Origin of the sequence: Chryseobacterium pennipullorum (assembly GCF_003384725.1) — a bacterium.
Taxonomy (GTDB): Bacteria; Bacteroidota; Bacteroidia; order Flavobacteriales; family Weeksellaceae; genus Chryseobacterium; species Chryseobacterium pennipullorum.
This window is the reverse complement of record NZ_QNVV01000001.1, coordinates 244,140-263,837: the sequence shown is the minus strand read 5'-3', so window position 1 is coordinate 263,837 and position 19,698 is coordinate 244,140. Positions and strand designations below refer to the sequence as shown.

Here is a 19,698-nt window from a genome sequence, read left to right as displayed (position 1 = left end):
TGTTTATAGTCTTTTTTACTTTATTTCTTTACCATTTCCGTAATTTCTTTTATCTTTAAACCAATCAATATATACTATGAGGATAAATAGATTTTTTGCAGTGCCTGCAGTAGTGCTGGCTGCCCAGTTTTCATGGGCTCAGGTAAAGGTAGACCCGAAAGAAAGGCTCGACCCTATCGTAAAAAGTTTTGTAGATGAAGTCAATAGCAATTCCCAGCTTGAAAACATGGCGTATGAGCTGCTGGACGGTATAGGCCCGCGCCTTGTGGGAACACCGGAAATGCTTGCTGCTAATGAATGGAGTGCCAACAAGCTTCGTTCCTGGGGGGTAGATGCCAATCTCCAGCAGTTCGGAACATGGAAAGGCTGGCAGAGAGGGACCACCCATGTAGATATGGTATATCCGCGCGTAAAATCTTTGTCAGCGACACAGCTGGCGTGGAGTCCTGCTACCAGAAAAGCGTTAGAAGCAGAAGTGGTGGTTCTTCCCAAAGTGTCTTCCAAAGCTGAATTTGATAAATGGCTTCCTTCAGCCAAAGGAAAAATAGTGCTTATGGCACAGTATCAGAAGATTGGCCGTTCAGATGAGCAAATCAAAGAGTTTGCAACTCCCGAGCTGTACGAAAAGCTGAAAGCAGAAAAAGAGCAGGCTGCTAAAGATTTCACTGCCTATGTAAAAAATATCGGCTACGACAACAATTCCTTGCCTGAAGCTTTGGAGAAAGCAGGAGCGGCAGGGATCGCGATCTCCAACTGGACGGGAATCATGGGAGCCAACAGGATCTTTGGTGCCAAAACATCAAAAATTCCTATGATTGACATCGATGTGGAAGATTACGGAATGCTGTACAGAATGGCAGAAAAAGGAGCTCAGCCAAAAATTAAGATCGATGCCCAGTCCAAAATACTGCCGGATGCCAAAAGCTTTAATACCATCGGAATGATCAAAGGAAAGGAAAAACCGGACGAATATGTTATTCTTTCTGCCCACCTGGACTCTTGGGATGGTGCTCAAGGTGCTACAGATAATGGAACTGGTACCCTTACGATGCTTGAAACGATAAGGATTCTGAAAAAATATTACCCGAACAACAAAAGAACCATTATAATCGGGCTGTGGGGGAGCGAAGAACAGGGACTGAATGGGTCCAGAGGTTTTGTTGCAGATAATCCACAAATCATAAAGGGCGTACAGGCGGCTTTCAACCAGGATAACGGAACCGGACGTGTGGTGAACATCAGCGGCCAGGGGTTTGTAAAAGCCTATGATTATATCGGGAAATGGCTTGACGGGGTTCCGAAAGCTGTAAAAAGCCATATCAAAACCGATTTTCCGGGAATGCCGGGCGGTGGCGGTTCAGACCATGCTTCTTTTGTAGCGGCAGGTGTACCGGGGTTTTCCTTAGGTTCTCTGAACTGGGGATACTTCGGATATACATGGCATACCACAAAAGATACCTATGACAAGATCGTTTTTGATGAAGTGAAAAATAATGTGGTTTTAACGGCAGCATTAGCGTATATGGCTTCTGAAGACCCTGAATTTACAAACAGGGAAAAAAGAGCGATGCCACAGGATGATAAAGGGCAAACCATACAATGGCCGGAACTGAAACAACCTAGAAGGGACTCTAAGGAGTATAAGTAATTGGAGTAAACTTTTATAGTACCGAATACCAGGAGGCTGACTCATTTTGAGTCAGCCTCCTTTTTGATATTGTACAATATTCATCTGTTTTTGCGATGATGTTGTACATTTTTTTTGCACAAAAAATACAACCGCTTGCAGCCTTTTCTGAAGGTGAGATTTTTAATTTTAATGGTCTTTTGACATTTAAAACGCACAAATTATGATGGAAAAAAATACAACAAATCAGGAGACCCCTGATCCGGGGACAGATTATGGAAATATCTGTTTTGCAGGAACCGGAGAGACACTGGAAAGTATATCATGGGGCCTGAAAATTCAAAACCCGGCTTACCTTCGGCAATACCATAACGCACGGTGCAGTCCTTTTGATATAATTCCTGAAGAGGGAACCTTACGGTTCTTACAGAAAATTTACATTCCCTGCCCGGAAGAAGTTGCCGAAATGAACGGGAAGATACAGCAGCAGGGTGAAAGTTTATGTTATCTGCTTCCTTACGGGAAAATTCCGTTTAATATCACGTCTGTTAGCGGAGATTATGAAGTACGGCAAACCGAAAATGAGGATGGGATCCAAAAGCTTGAATATACCTATACGGTACATTTGAGCTATATCAAAGAAGAGGAAAACAACCATTACCTGTACTTTTCGATGAGCGATTTAAAAAAAGACGGTGAAGAACCGGAGCAGAAGATCAATAGCCTGGCCACAGATTTCATGAAAATAATTTATCCTATACAGTTAAGGATTGACGGGCATGGAAGTTTTGTGGCTGCTGAAGCTCATACAGAAATCAAAGAAATACTCTGCCAGATAGAAGAATTAAAAAAATATCATGGAGGACCTTATGCTGCTCTGCACATTGAACAGATGAAAAGCAAAATGGCAGATTCCCGGGTGATGTATGACAGCCTTAAAGATTTAATTGTGCTGCAATTCTTTTTCGGACGTTTTTATCAGGCAGAATATCACTCCAAAGATATGACCTCTGCCTATCACGATGAATTTTCATGGCTGGCTCCGGCCTCACCCATGAAACTGGAAATGGTTCACCGTACTTTACCGCAAGAAGATACCTGCTTTATCGAAATGGTACAGACGGGTAGAGCCACAGATTATCGTACTCTTCAGGAATTATACCATACAGATAAAGAATACGATCATCTTGCACAGCCGCACGCGCGGTCACTGAAAGGAAATCATAAAGCAACCTATACCTTGGCTTTTCCGGACTTCTCTGTCCGGAAGATCAGCGCAGAATTTGAGATGGAAGTCGCGGATTACAGGAAAAAAATGACTTTCGAACTGGTAAGAAGAACTGAACAGTTTGGAGAATATCAGTCATAAAAAAACACAATGCTATGTCAGAAAATTTATCGGCCCACGATGGTAAGCACTTTATCATCCGCAAAGGAAGGGCTCAGTGCAGCGAGGGAAATCAGTTTCCCCAGTTTAAGGTAACCTCGCATCAAAAACATTACTGGAACAGCAAAGGAGGCGATGCGGATTATCTGGCGGTAACAGAGGATGATGTGATGTTTGATCCTTCAGGATCCAGCTTTGGAATATGCAGACTAAGACCGTCTTCAGGAGGGTATTTACCCTGTGTATTTGCTCCTGCCGGAACATGGCAGAAAACCTATGAGAAGGTAAAAATAATGGATAAGAGCTGTCTTTCGGAAATTTCTGAGCTGATGTGCTGTACAGGCGGAAAGATTACCATAAAAGAGCACGGACAGCAATCTGTAATGAATCAGCAGAACATCATCTTTGCCGATCCCGATACCTACCGCCTCATTAATCCCTTTATAGATCTGAGGGATCTGAAGGAAGACCTGGAAGACTCAGATCAGATATATGAATAAACCTCACAAGAAACACATGACAAAATTAACTATTACAGGCAGTAAGCGGCCTATTGTTGGGAATGCTGAGGCTTATTCGCTTTCGGTATTTGATAATTTGCTGACCTCCAATTCATTTTCTTTTCCATCACCAAAGGTTCAGTGGAGTATTCACGTTCAGGACAGCAAAGGATGGCGTATTGCCCGTGGAAATATAAAAGAGGGAAATCCTGTCATCTATACTTTTACAAATAAAAGCCTCAAATATAAAGCGATAAAAATAGAAGCGGTAAGAGGAAACGATAAAGGAGCCTTATACATCCATCCAAAGGAAGCCGAAGAACCAAGAATAATAAGTGTGGAATTGCTTGATGTCTATTCCAGGCGCCTTCCAAAAGGAAAGCTGCTTCATTATACGGATACGGTCATCGCACAAGCCAATTGTGTAGGTATGCTTGGACAAAAAATAGCTTTCACTTTATGGGAAGATGACGCCATAGGGAAAGGACATGATCCGGTGGTGAACATGATGAATAAGATCAACCAGATTCCACTGATGGGTGAGGTGGATGATGAAGGCATTGCCCGGGTTGTTTTCAGGCTGTCTGCTTATACGATGGCCGTTCAGATTGCCAATGCTCGAGTAGCCAAAGGAGATCAAGAGGAGGGGCAGACTCATGAATATTATGCGACCGCTGAAGTGATGGCAAAATATATGCTAAAAGCGAGTCCCAATATCCCGGTGGCCAATCCGGAGTATGTTCCCCATCCGAAAAAAATCCCTGATGCAGGAACAGGAAAGAGAAAAGGTAAGCCCTCACCCCTAAAGGAAACGGCCAAATTTCCACAAACTTCTGCGGCAAAAAAACAGGCTGATCCAGAAGGGAAAATACTGAGCGCAGTGTTTACAGATAATACAGGAAGGCCCCTGAAAAACGCGAGAACCGGAGATAAGGTAGCCATTAAAATAACCGCTCAGCACATGAGGGGAAAAAATGTAACGGTAAGGATATGGGAAGAAGACCTTTGGCGCTACAGCCATGATCTCCTGTACGAAGAATCGATAACTCTTCCTTATGATGTCAACTTTATCAATACGATTCTTCTTACCCGGGAAATGTATAACAAAAGCCATGATTTTGGGGAAGGAAAAGACCGTGAATACTTTATTGAAGTTGAACACCTCAATACGTCAGTGACTTCTCAGGTGATCCCGGTAAGCCCCGATGCAAAGCCTATGAAAGTTGAGGCTAACAATTCTCCGGTTATGATTAAGGAACAGAAACAGCAGGTGAAAAATTGCGGAGGTCAATATTGCATCGATAAAAATTCTGCTCCCAACGAGCTGATCAGGGAAATTAATATACGCCTCGCAGGTTTTGGAGGCAATGTACCGACAGACCGGTTTACAGACCGAACAGAGAAAATGATTAAGCAGTTTCAGCGAGACTATATGAAAGTGCCGGAAACCGGAAAGGTTTGTGGACATGTGCTGAGAGCGATTGATGAGTTTTGTAGAAATTTTGAGATCAGCATCACCTTATGGAATCAGTTAAAATGCTCTTGCAGTACAAAAGGAAAAAGAGTAACAAGTGCCTTAAGAGGAACTCTGGAAACTAATAATTGCAAAGGGTTCGGAGATGGAACGGGCAAAAATACCTATAAAGGCAATGTGAGAACCGAGGCTATGAATAAGTATGAATATCCCGGCCTTCACAGGTCTCTTTTATATGGTTTCAAAGCATTACAGTTTTATTTTAGTCAGCAAAAGACTTATACCATTGATCATTTTACGTCCGGATACAGATGTAGATTTAAAAATTATACAACAACTAACCACCAGGGAAAAGCTATCGATATACAATTTAGTAAAGGCAATTGGGCAATAAGAGGAGGAAATAAAGAAAACCTCGCGGAATTAAGGATGATACGCGATTCTATCTTTATAAAATATTTGGGGGCTCAGAAAGAATGGCCTGGTAAAAATTTATTCTCGATAGAGCCTATCGATTTACGATACAGTAATAAAGGAAAATTGCGATATGACCATACTTTCAGTTGGATCCATATGGATGTAAGACAGTTTGATTCACAATATTTAGAAGATCAATATTTTTGCAAAAGTCTGTCTGATTTAAATGAAAAAAGTATTGTTCAGTTAGCTACTGAATTGGGCTTTGCAAATACCTGCAGTTGTTATGGGGCATATCAGTCTCAACACAATAAGTCAGAGCGTCATCATCCAAATACATGTGAAGACAGATTTAAAAAAATAGCGCCTATCATTTTGAAACATGAAGGAGGCTATAAAAATGAACCCTCTAAAGATAAGGGTGATCCAACCAATAGAGGGATATCCTGGCCGGTTTGGCAAAAGTATGCAAAGGAGGACTTAGGTATTGAGCCAACAGAAGAAAATCAAAAAAAACTTACCGAGGAGCAGGCTACTGTTATTTATAGAAAACGTTACTGGGAGCCTAACGGATATTGTGAGATCAATAACCTGAAGGTAGCCCTTATGGTGTATGATTGGAGCATTACCTCTGGTGGAGCAATTAGAGAAGTCCAGAAACTACTCGTTAATGAATTTAACCAAACCCTTACTATTGATGGAGGAATGGGAAAAGAGACGGCCAATGCATTGAATCAGCCGAAAGATCAGGAACAGCTACTTACACGGATAAGTGAGATAAGAAAAGAGTATTATGACTACGGCGCTTCTCAAAATTGGTTTTCTGCTGATTATTTAAAGGGACTCAAAAGAAGAGTAGATCAATGCAGACACTACACATTATAAAACTTTAACCATGGTATATCAATTTTTACTATTTATTGGTCTTACAGGGATCTTTATTTCTTGCAAAGGAAACGATTCTAAGGAATACAATCTTGTTAATAACATAACCGTAAATAAGGAAAAAATCTTTTCCGAAACATGGCGTTGGAAATCAGAAGATAAAAGTCAGGAGTTCACGTTGAAAATTCTTGAAATAACCAATGATTCATTATTCGCACAATATTGCGCAGTATATAATTACGGACAAAAGCTTGATTGTGATTTTGAGAAAAACATCAATATAAAAGCCGCTTTTAATAGAGGGGAAAATGCATATGTAGGTGATTTTCACAGTTTCTTCAATTCAGGAAAGGGGAAATGCCTTATTAAAGTAACTGATCAGGCTTTAAGTTGGTCAATTTTAAAAATTCCTGACGGCGAATATTATGCTCCGGACACATGCATCCTGAAAAAAGAAAGCAGTATACTCATCAAAAAAGAAAAGGGATCAGCTGTGGGTACGGTTCATCTGCCATTTGATTATGAAAACTACAAACAAACCTGCATACAGTCAAGCTCCGCTGATTGTCAAGAGAAATATCCTCTCTTAAATACATCTGAATATGACAAAATCATCAAGATTTTAGATCGTAACGAAGGCCGTCCACAAGCTATATTTCCTATACAGTCAATCTTCAACAGCGATATAGCTGTATATGTCCTCAATTTTGAGGGAGATTCCAGTTTACAGGAAATAGTTACCGTTAAAAATAACAAAATCGTAAGCAGTCAATCTATAGGATATGCAATGCCTGACGAAGAAACCTACGAAACTTTTATCATTAATTCTGATATGACTATTGACGTCTATGAAATCAGTTTTGCAGACCATTTAAACAAGAAAAAAAAGGGAAAATATAAACTATCAGCCCATGGTAATATTGAGGAGATGAGTTTGTACTAGCAGGCACAGGCGAATTAATTTCATCAGAGAACAAAAAGAGTGAAATAGCCAAGGTCCATGAGGAAGATATGTAAGGTCTGGTTCTATAAAGAATAGACTCTTATAGGTTTATAATACCTTGCTCGTCACTTTTGCCTGTGAAAGAAGCTCACGGATTTCTTTGATTTTACTTTGTTTAACAATATATGTTTTACAGATTTTGTTGTTTAGGTTCATACTGAATTTCAGTTCGGTGCTTTCCGCTTGCCATGTTTGGTTAGGTGGTGGAATAAAATCTGCAAATTCAGGACAGAAATTGATAAAACATAAGATATTTCGTTTCAAAGAGAGCCAGAGGCCGGGAAAGTTGCCAAAATCATCAATAACGTTGATCTTAAACATCCTCTTTCCCAATGTAGTGCCCCAATACATCTCAGAGATCGTTCCGGCTACGAGAATGCAGGGTAGAGAGAGGATAACAGATATAAAAAGCGGATATTTCAGCAGGCAAAAGAAAATGAAAATAAACGGAAGAGCATCGATGATCTTCGCATAAAGCCGTTCTCTTCCACTGCCAGGATAAGAAGGATCATAGGTGAAGTCATACTCAAAGACTTTATAAATTCTTTTCCCTTCATGATCAAAATCACTGGTTGGCCTGTGAATGATTCTTCTCTCTTTTAGTTGGGAAATTCTCATGGTAGTCATCAGTCTTCACGATTCTTATGATTCTCTACTTCCAAACAGACACGTTCCTAAATCTGAAAATCTGGAAATGGAAGGGGTGTAGGCTGCATCAGCCAGTTTTCCAAAACCATAGGCACAAAAAATAAAAGGAAGACCATTGACCTTGGCAGCGTCATAGTCGGTCTGGGTATCTCCGACGTATATGGAATTTTCGGCAGACAACTGATTCCGTTCCATAACAAGCTGTATGTTCTCGGATTTGCGCTTGGTCGTTCTACCGTGAGATTCGAAATCAACAAATAAATGCTCCAGCTGATAATACTCTAAAAATGATTCGATATATCCGTCCTGGCAGTTGCTGACAATAAACAGGCGATGGGTTTCTGAAAGACTCTTCAGTGTTTCTTCAACACCATCATACAGAAGGCCACCCTGTATGCGCAGGACCTTATTTTCCTGAGCCACTATCTCCGAAAGAATCTCCTGAGCCTGCTGGTCTGAAATACCCGGAACGATATCTTTTACAATATCATGGGCCAAAAGTCCCATATACTGATCCATATCTTCGGGTTTTAATTCTTTTGGAATCAGCTGATGCTCCAGGAGCACTGCATTCCATATTTTGATGATGGTAGCTCTGGGGTCCCATAAAGTACCGTCCAGATCGAAAATTAAGTTTTTATAATTCAAAGTGTTTCTTTTTAATTACGATTTTTTTATTTCATTAAGCAATTATTTGACTATTAAAGCAGGTACAGAGCGTAAAATATCTTAAAGCGAAGCTCAGCTTACGATTCTCAACCCTTAAAATAATCTTAATGGTTAAATAATAATAGATATTGCTTACAAAATCATGCTCAATTGTACTCTTTTCCTTGCCTCATCCACTTCCGTCACTTTTACCCTGACGTGCTGGTGAAGTTTCACCACCTCATTGACATCCGAGACAAAACCGTCTTTCAGCTGTGAGATATGAACCAGTCCGCTTTCTTTGATCCCCATATCCACGAAACATCCAAAGGCGGTAATATTGTTTACAATACCGGGAAGGATCATTCCTGCTTTCAGATCCTTAATGCTTTTAACAGTGGGATCAAATTCAAATACCTTAGCCGCTTTTCGGGGATCCAGGCCTGGTTTTTCAAGCTCTTTCAAGATGTCTTTGATCCCCAGAATTCCGATCTCACCGGTCATATAGTTTTCCGGTTTTACAAGGGCAATTTTTTCTTTATTGGCAATCAGTTCATGGGTTTTAATTCCCAGGTCTTTTGCTATTTTTTCTACCACTCCATAAGCTTCAGGGTGTACCGCTGAATTATCGAGAGGATTTTTAGCATTGGATATCCTGACGAAAGCAGCAGCCTGCTGGAATGCTTTTTCGCCCAGCCGGGGCACTTTTTTAAGCTGTTTACGGTCTTCAAAAGCTCCGTTTTCTGTACGGTAATTAACGATATTTTCGGCCATTTTTTCGCCGATACCTGAGACATAGCTCAACAGTGACTTACTGGCTGTATTCAAGTTGATGCCCACAGAATTTACACAACGCATGACCGTAGAATCCAGCTCGCTTTTCAGCTGTGTCTGATCTACGTCGTGCTGATACTGGCCCACACCAATAGACTTCGGGTCAATCTTTACCAGCTCGGCCAGCGGATCAGAAAGCCTTCTCCCGATAGAAACCGCACCACGTACCGTAACGTCATAGGATGGGAATTCGTCCCTTGCAATTTTGCTGGCGGAATAAACTGATGCTCCCGCTTCCGAAACCACAAAAACCTGCAAAGGCTTATCAAAAGCAATTTTCTTAATGAAAAATTCAGTTTCACGACTTGCTGTTCCGTTTCCGATAGAAATAGCCTCAATATTGTATGCATTCACCATAGAACGGATCTTTTTCATTGCCATTCCTGATTCATTCTGTGGAGCGTGAGGGTAGAGGGTCTCATTATGCAGCAGATCACCCTTCTCATCCAGGCATACCACTTTGCATCCGCTCCGGTATCCCGGGTCGATGGCTAAAATTCTCTTTTCTCCCAATGGGGGCGCCAGCAGCAGCTGGCTGAGATTTTCAGCAAAGATCTCAATAGCTTTTTTATCTGCTTTTTCTTTGGCTTCCTGCAGGGCTTCATTTGAAATAGCGGGTTCTAAAAGTCTTTTATAACTGTCTTTTACCGCCAGCGCTATCTGCTCAGCACTTTCATTATTAGATTTGATAATTGCTTTTTCTATAAAGTCAATCGCTTCTTCTTTATCGATCCCTACATTTGTTTTTACAAAACCTTCCGATTCTGCTCTCAGCATCGCCAAAAGCCTATGAGAAGGAGTTCTGCTGAGGTTTTCTTCCCATTCAAAATACTGCGAAAACTTCTGGGCATCCTCTTCATCCTTTTTTGCCTTCACCACTTTAGAAGTAACAACAGCCTTACGCTGGAACAAGCGACGCAGGTTCTTACGAACATACATATTTTCATTGATCCACTCCGCCATGATGTCTCTGGCTCCCTGCAGCGCATCTTCTTCAGACGGAACCTCATTATTTAAATATTTTGATGCTAAAAACCGAACATCATTATTTTTTTGGCTCATGATGATTCTGGCTAAAGGCTCCAATCCTTTTTCCTTGGCGCTGTCCGCTTTGGTTTTCTTCCTCTTTTTGAAAGGCAGGTAAAGATCTTCCAGTTCCTGAAGGTCAAAGCTTTGTTCTATTCTTTGCTGAAGTTCCGGCGACAAAGCATTCTGCTCTTCTATAGATTTTAAAATAGATTCCTTCCGCTTCATGATCTCCTCAAACTGCCTGCTGATCTTACCGATCTGCTCGATCTGGATCTCATCAAGATTCCCGGTCTTATCCTTTCGGTAACGAGCTATAAAAGGAATGGTACAGTCTTCTGCTAATAGTTGTAAAGTATTGTTGATGCTCTTCTCAGAAATATCGAGCTGCTTCTGTATAAATGCTACGGTCGTCATTGTTATGTTTTCGGATCGCTAAAATAGGGTTTTGGAATGAGAAAAAGGACTGTTCTTATACAAATAAAAATCCCACGAATTACGCAGGACTAAAGATATTCTTCGGCTTATAGCCTTATTGTGAATTGCTTTGTTCAAAAATAGTAATAATTTTCAACAGGCCAATACGGAAAGCCGTAATTGTGAAGAAATATTTATTTTTACTTTTAAATCAATAACAAGATAATACAAGATGAAAATATTAGGAATTGATCTTGGTACAAATAGTACGGGATGGGCAATCAGAAATACAGAATTATCAGAAAATCAGATTGAAGATTGTGGGGTCATTACTTTTGAAAAGGGAGTGGCTTCAGAAAAGGGTGTTGAGTTTCCCAAAGTTCAGAAAAGAACAGAAAGCCGAGGGAAAAGAAGAAATTATCAAGCAGAAAAATATAGAAAATACGCGTTATTGGACTTTTTGATAGAGAAAGAAATGTGCCCATTGACAAATGAAGAATTAAATCGCTGGAAGAAATATGCGAAAGGAAATAAGAGAGAATATCCTCAGTCTAAAGAATTTATTAATTGGTTGAGATTTGATTTTGATGGAGATGGTAAACCTGATTTTAATTTACTCGGAAAAGATAAAAATGAAAGCTATTATGTTTTTAGAGCCTTATCCATTGATGAAAACTATAAAGATGTTTTTGATAGCAATCCTCATATTTTAGGAAGGGTGCTGTATCAGTTAGTGCAAAGAAGAGGATTTAAAGGTAGAGATGAAGAGGAAGCTAGGACAATGCTTGAAGGAAGTGAAAAAAATAAAACAAAAGGGAGGGATGAAATAGAAAAGTACATTATGCACTATCAATCATTGGGAGCAGCTTTGTATCATTTTCAAAAGGAAAATGGTGGAAGAATCAGGCAGCGCTATAACCTTCGAAAAGATTATGAGACAGAATTAAAATTGATTTGTGAAGTTCAGAATATTTCTACTCCCGAATATGAAAAACTTTGGAAAACCATTATCTGGCAAAGACCTTTGAGAAAACAAAAAAGTTTAATTGGGAATTGTATCTATGAAAAAAATAAGAGGAGAGTTGCGGTGAGCCATCCGCTATATGAAGAATACCGTACCTGGGTTTTTATCAACAATTTAAATATTATTCCTCCTTCCGAAACAGAATTGTCAGATTATCTTTATGGGAAGATTTATCCTCTCTTTTTTAGATCCTCTTCAGATTTTGATCTTGATGTGATAGATAAACAACTCAACAAAGATGGTGCTTACAGATCTTCCAGACATTCTGGAAAGACAAAGGTGATCTCAGTAAAACTGCTGAAAAACTTTCTGGATATTTTTGGAACGGATTGGAAAGATTTATTACACTGGGATGTTAGTGGGGACCGAAGTGCACAACCTCAGAGAAAAAATGGAGCTGAGTATACGTTCGAGGATTTATGGCATATACTTTTAACTTTTGACGGACAGGAAAATCTTAAAAAATTTGCGAGAGAAAATTTGCATTTAGATGAAGAAAAGGCAATTAAATTTTCTAAAATTAAATTACAACAGGGATATGCTACAATGAGTCTTTCTGCTGTTAAAAAGATGCTCCCTTATCTGCAAAAAGGATTTTTGTATAGCCACTCCGTATATATGGCTAATCTACACAAAATTTTAAGTGAAAATAATATCTCGCAAGGCATAGTCAATCATTTTGCAGAAGAAATCACATCTCTTCTAAAGAAAGATGTATCCGAAAGAAAAAATACCACAATTGTTAATAGTCTTGTTTCTGATATGCTTAATAGCCGTGATAGATATTATATTTCTGATAACAGAGGATTGGATATGGAGGAAAAAAAACAGATTCTTAGTAAAATTACAGATAATTATGGGACATCAAGCTGGGAAAAAATGAATGAAGAAGAGAAATTGGCTGTAATTAATAAGGTATCAACCCAATATTTGGAGTTTTTGAAAAAGCCATTATTCCCTAAAGCCAACTTTTTCATAAAACCCACAAGAATTCATGATAGAATTTTTGAATTCCTGAAGAATACTTATCATGTTACAGATGATAAAAAGAAGCACCTGTGGCATCCTTCAGAACAGGAGAATTATATGGTGGCTAAAGATTATTTTGAGTATTCCCTAGATAAGAAAAAATACTATATTGAAGAACATGAAGTTTCCAGATTTGTTTCAAGAAACGCTGAAGCAGAATTTGAGGGGAGGCAAATCAGACTTCTCGGAAATCCGGAACCATTAAACAAAGGATTCAAAAATCCAATGGCTTTAAAATCATTATATAAGCTTAAAAATCTAGTTAATTATCTGTTGCAGGAAAGAAAAATTGATGAAGATACCAAAGTTGTTGTTGAAATAGCCAGGGAACTGAATGATAAAAACAGACGTAAAGCAATTGAGATCTGGCAAAAAGAAAAGGAAAAAGAGAATGATTCCTACCGAAAAGAAATCAGGGAGTATAGAGATCTGTTTTCCAATATTGCATTAATTGACGAAAATATACTAATCCGTAAATTAAGACTATGGCATGAACAGAATAAAATTTGTATTTATACAGGAAAATCCATTTCTCTGACAGATCTTTTTTCTGGCAATAAGTATGATTTTGAACATACAATTCCTGCAAGTATAAGTTTTGACAATGAACTTAAAAATCTTACCATTGCTGATGCTGCTTATAACAGAAAGTATAAAGCGAAAAGACTTCCAACTCAATTGCTGAATTATGAATCAGAATCTGTTTTTAATGGAGAAGCTTTTAGTTCGATCATCAGAAATATGGAATTTCTTTTTGGAGAAAGAACTGTTCAACGCAAAGAAACTAAAGGTAAAGAACAGGTTATCATAAAGTGGAAAAAAATCCACGACCTTGAAAAATTATATGATGACTGGAAGAAAAAAGCATCTTATGCCAGTTCGAAAGAAATAAAGGATAATTGTATTGTAAAGTACCATACTATCAAATTGGAATTAGACTATTGGAGAGCTAAATTAGCTGCTTTCACTATTACTGAATATAAAGCTGGCTGGCGGAATAATCAGCTTAAAGATACCCAGCTTATCACAAAATATGCACTTCCCTATTTTAAAACATTATTCAAAAACGTTTCGGTAGAAAAAGGTACAGTAACCGATATTTTTAAAAAGGTATACAAAATCCAATCTGTCAAAGAACGGAAAAATAGAAGTAGACATAGTCACCATGCGGAGGATGCCGCCATTCTTACCTTAATACCCAATGCTTTTCACAGGGAAAGAATTATCAAACTATATGAAGAAGAATTAGATAATCGGACAGGAAAAGTTTATCACGAGAAACCTATGGAGTGGGAAACTTTTTCTGATAAGTATATTTTGGAGATTCAACATCGAATTCTAATCAATAATCTTGTTGACAATAGAACGGTTACCCAAACTTATAAGATATCGAGAAAAAGAGGTAAAATAGATTACACTAAGCTTAAGGATGATAAAGATGTCTATCATTATAAATTGGATGATGAAGGGAGGAAGATCCCTAAAATAGCAAAAGGAGATACGATCAGAGGACAGCTGCATGGTGAAACATTTTACGGGGCTATAAAACAGCCGTTAAGAAATGATGATGGTCAGATTCTTTTTGATGAAAATAAAAATATGATTTTGAAGGATGACGTTTTTCTAGTATTGAGAAGACCCTTAATATATAAGAATGATGCGAATTCACCTGGTTTTAAAACAATAGAAGAAATAGAAAAAATTATTGTTGATAAAGCTTTATTCGAAATGATAAAAAAGCAGGTTGATGATTCGGATTTCAAATCAGCCCTTATGAATGGGGTTTATATGCTGGATTCAGAAGGAAATAAAATAGGAGAAAAAATAAGAAAAATCAGATGCTTTGAACGGCAATTGAAATATAGCACTGCAGTGAAAGTGCATCAACACCAGTTTGAATCTAAAAAAGAATATAAAAAAAGAACATTAGCTGTTAATGGAGAAAATCCATACTGTCTTTTTTATAAAAATGAAGCAGGCAAAGCAATGAAAGTATTATCTATTATTGAGCTGTCAGAATTAAAACTGAAAGATATAAAAAGCTTGTATAATGAACCTGAATTTTCTTCAATTGAAGTAGGTAGAGGGAAAAATAAATCAATTATTCCATTATACACTGTTCTGAAAAAAGAGGATAAAGTCATTTTCTATAAAGATTCTTTTAGTGAATTAAAAGAGCTTGATAGTGAGGAGATATCCAGACGGCTATTTAAAGTGTACCAATTTGAGGCAGATTCCGGGAGAATGAAATTCAGACATCATTTAGCGGCGGGAATAGATACTGAACTCAAAAAAGAAAATAAGGAATATTCATTATTTGACTTTAAAGAGAAGCAAATATTTCTAAGATTGAGTCAGGGACAATGGAATTTTGCTGTTGAACATAAAGATTTCGAAGTTACACTTGATGGGAAAATAAAATGGCATTAATAATTATAATATGATCATCCGCTCAATTTACATCGGCAATCCTGCTTATCTTAAACTCAAAGATGAACAAATGTATATTTTAGAACCCTCCACTAAGGAAACGAAAGGTAAAGTTCCGGTGGAAGATTTGGGATTGCTGATGTTGGATCATTTCCAGATTACCATTTCTCATCAGTTAATTCAGAAAATGATGGGAAACAATGTGGTAGTAGTCAGTTGCGACAGTCATCATTTACCTCACGGAATGATGCTTCCGCTGTATGGACATACTGAGCATTCTGATCGAATCAAAGACCAATTAGAAGCCAGTGAACCCCTTAAAAAACAGCTTTGGAAACAAACTGTGGAATGTAAAATTGAAAACCAAAAAGAAGTTTTAAGGCGCTTAGGAAATTATTACGAGCCGATGATTGATTACCAAAATAACGTGAAAAGTGGTGATATTACCAATATGGAAGGTATTGCAGCACAACATTACTGGAAATATCTTATCAGCCTGGATTTTTTGAGACAACGTTTTGGAGATTCACCCAATCAGTTTTTTAATTTTGGATATTCAGTTCTCAGAAGTATTGTCGCCAGAGCAATTGTTGAAACCGGTTTACTTCCCGTTCTCGGAATTTTTCATAAGAACAAATACAACCCTTACTGTCTGGCTGATGACCTGATGGAGCCTTATCGTCCTTTCGTCGACTTATTGATAATGCAATGGCTGGCAATCAATTCAGAGTCTGAGGAATTAACTAAAGAATTTAAAGCCTTCATGTTGCAGATTGCGACCAAAGATGTAAGAATAGATGATAAGACCAGGCCCTTATTGGTTGCAGTAAAAACAACTGCTACATCACTGTATAAATGCTATACGGGAGAAAAACGCCTGATCTCTTATCTCGAACTGATATGAATGCCGAAAGGTTTAATGCGTACCGAATTATGTGGGTTTTAGTATTATATGATCTCCCGACAGAGACTAAGGCCAATATGAAAGATGCCAACCGCTTTCGTAAATCTTTACTTGATGATGGTTTTACATTATTTCAGTTTTCAATGTATGTAAGACATTGCCCAAGTCGTGAAAACGCTGAGGTTCATATTAAAAGAGTGAAGTTTATGCTTCCCAAAGCTGGAAAAGTGGCTATTATGTGCATCACTGACAAGCAGTTTGGAGATATTGAAATATTCTTTGCCAGAAATAAAGAAGAACCTCCACCAACTTTCCAACAACTTGAATTATTCTAATTTTTAAATCCTGATTCTATAATAAATCCGTTGAATTTCAACGGATTAAATTTTGAGGTTGTGGTTAATCACAAAGTTAGTGATTTATGAAAGCAATTCACAACAAGGGCGTTCCCATGTTTCAGGCGTATAGGTTGTGGTTAATTACCAAGTTAGTGATTTATGAAAGCAATTCACAACTACGATTTAGAAACAGGAAAAGAGAATTTTGTTGTGGTTAATCACAAAGTTAGTGATTTATGAAAGCAATTCACAACAACGCTGGTCAATTTGGTCAAATTCATCTTGTTGTGGTTAATCACAAAGTTAGTGATTTATGAAAGCAATTCACAACTGCCACGTCAATGAATTTAAAAAATCATGAGTTGTGGTTAATCACAAAGTTAGTGATTTATGAAAGCAATTCACAACTCAAGCTTCGTGAGTGACACGGATGGTCAAGTTGTGGTTAATCACAAAGTTAGTGATTTATGAAAGCAATTCACAACTTAATTGCTGTAATCGCTGCAGCAAATGTTGTTGTGGTTAATCACAAAGTTAGTGATTTATGAAAGCAATTCACAACGGCTTTTCGAATGACTGGTAATGAGTAATAGTTGTGGTTAATCACAAAGTTAGTGATTTATGAAAGCAATTCACAACTCAATCGAGGAAGTCTCTGCAGCCTTGGCGGTTGTGGTTAATCACAAAGTTAGTGATTTATGAAAGCAATTCACAACCATTCGGTGCAATGTGCCTCTTGATCTTCTGTTGTGGTTAATCACAAAGTTAGTGATTTATGAAAGCAATTCACAACTCATAGATGTTTACGTAATTTGAATAGTCTGTTGTGGTTAATCACAAAGTTAGTGATTTATGAAAGCAATTCACAACGGTAAAGGCGTACTACCATTATGAAACGGGGTTGTGGTTAATCACAAAGTTAGTGATTTATGAAAGCAATTCACAACTGAAGTTTGGGTACGATCGTAACAAAAATGGTTGTGGTTAATCACAAAGTTAGTGATTTATGAAAGCAATTCACAACTATATGCGAACCTCGAAATTTTTCATATAGTTGTGGTTAATCACAAAGTTAGTGATTTATGAAAGCAATTCACAACTGCTTGCAGTGTGTACATTTTAATGTTGAGGTTGTGGTTAATCACAAAGTTAGTGATTTATGAAAGCAATTCACAACTACAGAGATTATAAGAACAACAGTAATTTCGTTGTGGTTAATCACAAAGTTAGTGATTTATGAAAGCAATTCACAACTGTCCTACACTTTTAGCACGTGCAAGAGCTGTTGTGGTTAATCACAAAGTTAGTGATTTATGAAAGCAATTCACAACTCCAACAATGCGCAATTTATTTTCTCGTCTGTTGTGGTTAATCACAAAGTTAGTGATTTATGAAAGCAATTCACAACTAGTAATCCTGTGGGTTTGTATTAGGTGAAGTTGTGGTTAATCACAAAGTTAGTGATTTATGAAAGCAATTCACAACTAATTTATCAAAATTAATATCTTGAATATCGTTGTGGTTAATCACAAAGTTAGTGATTTATGAAAGCAATTCACAACCAGCAACCAGTGCTGGATCATAAGCCGGGGTTGTGGTTAATCACAAAGTTAGTGATTTATGAAAGCAATTCACAACTACTTTACCTTTCTACCTCTTGTTGCCATAGTTGTGGTTAATCACAAAGTTAGTGATTTATGAAAGCAATTCACAACTACTTTACCTTTCTACCTCTTGTTGCCATAGTTGTGGTTAATCACAAAGTTAGTGATTTATGAAAGCAATTCACAACTGCGCTGTAAATCATAGTTTTAAAAACTATGTTGTGGTTAATCACAAAGTTAGTGATTTATGAAAGCAATTCACAACTATAAAAAGACATTAACGGATGAAGAAGAAGTTGTGGTTAATCACAAAGTTAGTGATTTATGAAAGCAATTCACAACTCAGGGTTCTTTGCTTAAAATCAGAGGAATGTTGTGGTTAATCACAAAGTTAGTGATTTATGAAAGCAATTCACAACCATTTCTAAGCTTATTCCTCCAGCCTTCTAGTTGTGGTTAATCACAAAGTTAGTGATTTATGAAAGCAATTCACAACCACAGCACTTTAATACAAATAAAAGTAAAAGTTGTGGTTAATCACAAAGTTAGTGATTTATGAAAGCAATTCACAACTGGAGAATGATTTCCCTAGCCTGTTCACTTGTTGTGGTTAATCACAAAGTTAGTGATTTATGAAAGCAATTCACAACTCCTAAACCCTTCGGTCAATTTTTCTTGTCGTTGTGGTTAATGACAAAATTAGTGATTTATAAAAACAATTCACAACAAAAGAATAATTGTGTAGATGATGGGAAGTTCTTTGAATAACAAGTATAACAAAACTCTCCTTTTGAGGGGAGAGTCAATTGTACTAAGATTCTGTACAACTATTATGGTTGTGTAAATATAGAAGGTACCACATGTATAGTTTATGAGTATCATCATAAAAAGTTCAGACAAATTAATGTAATTACGGGAACACGTATTTTATCTATGCCTACAGTATATAGTTTTACAGCAGTTAAAAATATTGTACGATGAAAAAAATGATTATACTATTTGCGATAGGTATTGCAGCAATCTCTTGCGGCGGTGGTGGATCTGATTCCGGCGGGTGTTCTTATAACGGAAAAACATTGCACGTAGGAGAAAAAGGAGGTTGTTATTATGTTAGCTCTTCGGGAAATAAAGAATACGTAGATAAAAAATACTGTAGGACTTGTTACTGAAATAAAAATCCCCACATAGCAGTGGGGACTTTTGTAATCTTAAACATTCATTAGAAGTGCATAGCCATCAAAAGGGGTGTTAACGACAAGTTTAACTATCTCGGGATAGTCATAAATGTCTGTAATTACTTCGCCATAAATATCTCCTTCTTTACCATATACTTGTACGATGTAATATGCATAAGGCTTTTCTTTCGGAATAGAAAGCTCATAGCCATTGTCTGTTTTGTTCCACTGATTTTCAGAAAAGTCAAATTTCATAGTTGATATTTTTTAGTTCACTTCTAATATACAAATAATATAAATACAGCCATTATAATTTGCCATATGATCG

13 protein-coding genes and 1 CRISPR repeat array are annotated in these 19,698 nt (G+C 37.6%); of the genes, 9 read left to right on the top strand and 4 right to left on the bottom strand.

Features of this window, described 5'->3' with window-relative positions:
• The first annotated feature begins 76 nt into the window (after positions 1 to 76).
• The 5 genes from DRF67_RS01215 to DRF67_RS01195 all read left to right on the top strand — a co-directional run bounded on the left by DRF67_RS01215 (position 77) and on the right by DRF67_RS01195 (position 7,233).
• Complete coding sequence (locus DRF67_RS01215) at positions 77 to 1,648, top strand: M20/M25/M40 family metallo-hydrolase (protein ID WP_115926010.1); 1,572 nt, start codon at positions 77 to 79, stop codon at positions 1,646 to 1,648.
• A gap of 202 nt (positions 1,649 to 1,850) precedes the next feature.
• Positions 1,851 to 2,996: a hypothetical protein gene (locus DRF67_RS01210; RefSeq protein ID WP_115926009.1), complete on the top strand. Its 1,146-nt coding sequence runs from the start codon at positions 1,851 to 1,853 to the stop codon at positions 2,994 to 2,996.
• A gap of 14 nt (positions 2,997 to 3,010) precedes the next feature.
• On the top strand, positions 3,011 to 3,514 hold the full coding sequence (locus DRF67_RS01205; protein WP_115926008.1) for a DUF4280 domain-containing protein: 504 nt from the start codon (positions 3,011 to 3,013) through the stop codon (positions 3,512 to 3,514).
• Positions 3,515 to 3,530: 16 nt separating this feature from the next.
• Complete coding sequence (locus DRF67_RS01200; protein WP_165851717.1) at positions 3,531 to 6,290, top strand: glycosyl hydrolase 108 family protein; 2,760 nt, start codon at positions 3,531 to 3,533, stop codon at positions 6,288 to 6,290.
• 10 nt (positions 6,291 to 6,300) lie between these two features.
• On the top strand, positions 6,301 to 7,233 hold the full coding sequence (locus DRF67_RS01195) for a hypothetical protein (RefSeq protein ID WP_115926006.1): 933 nt from the start codon (positions 6,301 to 6,303) through the stop codon (positions 7,231 to 7,233).
• Between the two features lie 108 nt (positions 7,234 to 7,341).
• Here DRF67_RS01195 and DRF67_RS01190 read toward each other — a convergent pair whose 3' ends face one another.
• The 3 genes from DRF67_RS01190 to DRF67_RS01180 all read right to left on the bottom strand — a co-directional run bounded on the left by DRF67_RS01190 (position 7,342) and on the right by DRF67_RS01180 (position 10,866).
• Complete coding sequence (locus DRF67_RS01190) at positions 7,342 to 7,920, bottom strand: RDD family protein (protein WP_115926005.1); 579 nt, start codon at positions 7,918 to 7,920, stop codon at positions 7,342 to 7,344.
• A gap of 15 nt (positions 7,921 to 7,935) precedes the next feature.
• Positions 7,936 to 8,589: an HAD family hydrolase gene (locus tag DRF67_RS01185; RefSeq protein ID WP_115926004.1), complete on the bottom strand. Its 654-nt coding sequence runs from the start codon at positions 8,587 to 8,589 to the stop codon at positions 7,936 to 7,938.
• Between the two features lie 153 nt (positions 8,590 to 8,742).
• Positions 8,743 to 10,866: a Tex family protein gene (locus tag DRF67_RS01180; protein ID WP_115926003.1), complete on the bottom strand. Its 2,124-nt coding sequence runs from the start codon at positions 10,864 to 10,866 to the stop codon at positions 8,743 to 8,745.
• Between the two features lie 232 nt (positions 10,867 to 11,098).
• On the opposite strand from DRF67_RS01180, the gene cas9 reads away from it, so the two are divergent.
• The 4 genes from cas9 to DRF67_RS01160 all read left to right on the top strand — a co-directional run bounded on the left by cas9 (position 11,099) and on the right by DRF67_RS01160 (position 19,364).
• Positions 11,099 to 15,349, top strand: a complete 4,251-nt coding sequence (cas9, locus tag DRF67_RS01175; protein WP_115926002.1) for a type II CRISPR RNA-guided endonuclease Cas9 — start codon at positions 11,099 to 11,101, stop codon at positions 15,347 to 15,349.
• Between the two features lie 10 nt (positions 15,350 to 15,359).
• A complete protein-coding gene (cas1, locus tag DRF67_RS01170) occupies positions 15,360 to 16,253 on the top strand; it encodes a type II CRISPR-associated endonuclease Cas1 (protein WP_115926001.1) in 894 nt (297 codons plus the stop codon).
• Positions 16,250 to 16,588, top strand: coding sequence for a CRISPR-associated endonuclease Cas2 (gene cas2, locus DRF67_RS01165; protein ID WP_034678328.1), 339 nt, complete (start codon positions 16,250 to 16,252; stop codon positions 16,586 to 16,588). Before cas1 ends, cas2 begins: the two co-directional genes overlap by 4 nt.
• 57 nt (positions 16,589 to 16,645) lie before the next feature.
• A CRISPR array of direct repeats spans positions 16,646 to 18,922; the repeat unit is 47 nt; unit sequence GTTGTGGTTAATCACAAAGTTAGTGATTTATGAAAGCAATTCACAAC.
• Between the two features lie 259 nt (positions 18,923 to 19,181).
• Entirely contained in the window at positions 19,182 to 19,364 is a 183-nt protein-coding gene (locus tag DRF67_RS01160) for a hypothetical protein (RefSeq protein ID WP_123912691.1), read from the top strand.
• 39 nt (positions 19,365 to 19,403) lie between these two features.
• Here the strand turns inward: DRF67_RS01160 and DRF67_RS01155 are convergent, their stop codons facing one another.
• The gene (locus DRF67_RS01155; RefSeq protein WP_115925999.1) at positions 19,404 to 19,625 is read right to left on the bottom strand and encodes a hypothetical protein; all 222 of its coding nucleotides are present in this window, start codon (positions 19,623 to 19,625) and stop codon (positions 19,404 to 19,406) included.
• Positions 19,626 to 19,698 lie beyond the last annotated feature (73 nt).

Excerpts from the sequence above, each read along its gene's own strand:
- cas9 (WP_115926002.1), top strand. The coding sequence starts at position 11,099 with ATGAAAATATTAGGAATTGATCTTGGTACAAATAGTACGGGATGGGCA.
- DRF67_RS01205 (WP_115926008.1), top strand. The coding sequence starts at position 3,011 with ATGTCAGAAAATTTATCGGCCCACGATGGTAAGCACTTTATCATCCGC.
- DRF67_RS01190 (WP_115926005.1), bottom strand. The coding sequence starts at position 7,920 with ATGACTACCATGAGAATTTCCCAACTAAAAGAGAGAAGAATCATTCAC.
- DRF67_RS01155 (WP_115925999.1), bottom strand. The coding sequence starts at position 19,625 with ATGAAATTTGACTTTTCTGAAAATCAGTGGAACAAAACAGACAATGGC.
- DRF67_RS01200 (WP_165851717.1), top strand. The coding sequence starts at position 3,531 with ATGACAAAATTAACTATTACAGGCAGTAAGCGGCCTATTGTTGGGAAT.
- DRF67_RS01180 (WP_115926003.1), bottom strand. The coding sequence starts at position 10,866 with ATGACGACCGTAGCATTTATACAGAAGCAGCTCGATATTTCTGAGAAG.
- DRF67_RS01160 (WP_123912691.1), top strand. The coding sequence starts at position 19,182 with ATGATTATACTATTTGCGATAGGTATTGCAGCAATCTCTTGCGGCGGT.
- DRF67_RS01210 (WP_115926009.1), top strand. The coding sequence starts at position 1,851 with ATGATGGAAAAAAATACAACAAATCAGGAGACCCCTGATCCGGGGACA.
- cas1 (WP_115926001.1), top strand. The coding sequence starts at position 15,360 with ATGATCATCCGCTCAATTTACATCGGCAATCCTGCTTATCTTAAACTC.
- DRF67_RS01195 (WP_115926006.1), top strand. The coding sequence starts at position 6,301 with ATGGTATATCAATTTTTACTATTTATTGGTCTTACAGGGATCTTTATT.
- DRF67_RS01215 (WP_115926010.1), top strand. The coding sequence starts at position 77 with ATGAGGATAAATAGATTTTTTGCAGTGCCTGCAGTAGTGCTGGCTGCC.
- cas2 (WP_034678328.1), top strand. The coding sequence starts at position 16,250 with ATGAATGCCGAAAGGTTTAATGCGTACCGAATTATGTGGGTTTTAGTA.